At 55.0% G+C, this 1352-nt stretch carries 3 protein-coding genes; all 3 read right to left on the bottom strand.

All coding sequences use genetic code 11. The features are described 5' to 3' along the window. A partial coding sequence (locus GSQ70_RS00625) for a hypothetical protein (protein WP_158780478.1) occupies nucleotides 1-486 on the bottom strand: 486 nt, incomplete at its 3' end. Next, on the bottom strand, nucleotides 473-979 hold the full coding sequence (locus GSQ70_RS00620; RefSeq protein WP_158780477.1) for a lysozyme: 507 nt from the start codon (nucleotides 977-979) through the stop codon (nucleotides 473-475). The genes GSQ70_RS00620 and GSQ70_RS00625, both read right to left, overlap by 14 nt. Nucleotides 980-981: 2 nt before the next feature. Continuing rightward, entirely contained in the window at nucleotides 982-1224 is a 243-nt protein-coding gene (locus GSQ70_RS00615) for a phage holin (protein WP_158780476.1), read from the bottom strand. Between the last annotated feature and the right edge of the window lie 128 nt (nucleotides 1225-1352).

Genomic DNA, 1352 nt, shown 5'->3' with positions numbered 1-1352 from the left:
CATGTCAATGGCGGTTAGTAGCTGATCAATCCACAGCACCGCCTGGCAGTAAGTCAGGGTGCCGGCGGCAGCGGTGCCAGTACCGGAGCCGTCAGGCTTGCCGGGATCTGGGTGCATTGCGCTGGCACGTAGACGGTTCGTGTAGTCGAGCAACCGGCCAGCAATATCAGCAGGGATAGCGAGGCTGCACGTTGGCTCAGCTTTGAGAATGGTGCGATATTCAATCTCTTTCTCCTGCGCGTTGCCGGTGATTGTCGATGTGTACTGCTGAGCAGCAGCCGCTATCTCATTCGCATGCTGAAAGTTGAAAGCTTGCGAAGAGATGATGGCTGTCTGGGTTGAGTTTTCAGTCTGAAGCTGCTTTACGTTGTCCTGGGCGGTTACCGCTTTACCGTGGTAATGCAGGATCCCCCACACTAACCCGGCAACCGTAAGCAGCAGAACCAGAACGGCGACAGCGGACCATTTGATATCACTTAAGGTCATTGGCGTTCTCCGCCAGACACAGAGAACGCTCCATATCGCGCCTGTTCATCAGCCCGCGCCATTTCTGGCCCCCCGCATACACCCAGCGCCTCAGCTCGTCGCATGCGCCTTCCACGTCGCCAGCGTTCAGCTTCTTCAACAGCGTTGAATTCGTGAATGCACCGGTGCCGACGTTGTATGCGAATGAATAGAGTGCAGCACGCTGGTATTCGCCCAGAGGTATTTTTACCTGACCGTCTACCGACTTCTTAACCGGCTGCAGGTCTTTCCACAGCAGGTTGTCACACTCGCGGTCAGTGTATTTCTTGTTCACTTGCACATCAGGGCCTGTATGCCCGTCACAGACTGTCCAGACGCCAGCAACGTCTTTGTACGCCGTATATTCTCGACCTTCCACGCCGTTACTCCCACCCAGGAACGCAACCGCGATAGCCATAGCACCACCGCCAGCAGTGGCGATCAGCTTGTTTCTCAGACTGTTCGACAGCGCCATGATTATTCCTCGGTGATTTCGGATGATGCTGGCCAGCGCTGTAGCGCCTTGATTTGTGCCAGTGCAGTTTTGCGGCGGTAGTACCAGTTGATGCCCAGCGTGATGATCGCTATTGCGATACCTGCCAGCACGCCGACGGCGCTCCACTCATCCGGGCTAAGCCGCACTAAAAAACTGGTAACCACAGTAGCGCCAGACGCGCCATATGCGGCACCAGATGCCAGTTGACTCATAGTGTTTCTCATATAGCCCCCGTGGGGCCGCTCATTAGAATTAGGAATTGTCTACTTTCTGTACTGAGCAGGCCCGTTTATGCTGTTCTGTGTGAAGAGAAAGCATCGGCTGCCGTGAGTAGCAAAATTATTAATCCGCC

The sequence above is a fragment of the Pantoea sp. BAV 3049 genome (genome assembly GCF_009765445.1).
GTDB lineage: Bacteria > Pseudomonadota > Gammaproteobacteria > Enterobacterales > Enterobacteriaceae > Erwinia.
This window is presented reverse-complemented; position numbering and strand designations above follow the sequence as displayed.

Excerpts from the sequence above, each read along its gene's own strand:
- GSQ70_RS00615 (WP_158780476.1), bottom strand. The coding sequence starts at position 1,224 with ATGAGAAACACTATGAGTCAACTGGCATCTGGTGCCGCATATGGCGCG.
- GSQ70_RS00620 (WP_158780477.1), bottom strand. The coding sequence starts at position 979 with ATGGCGCTGTCGAACAGTCTGAGAAACAAGCTGATCGCCACTGCTGGC.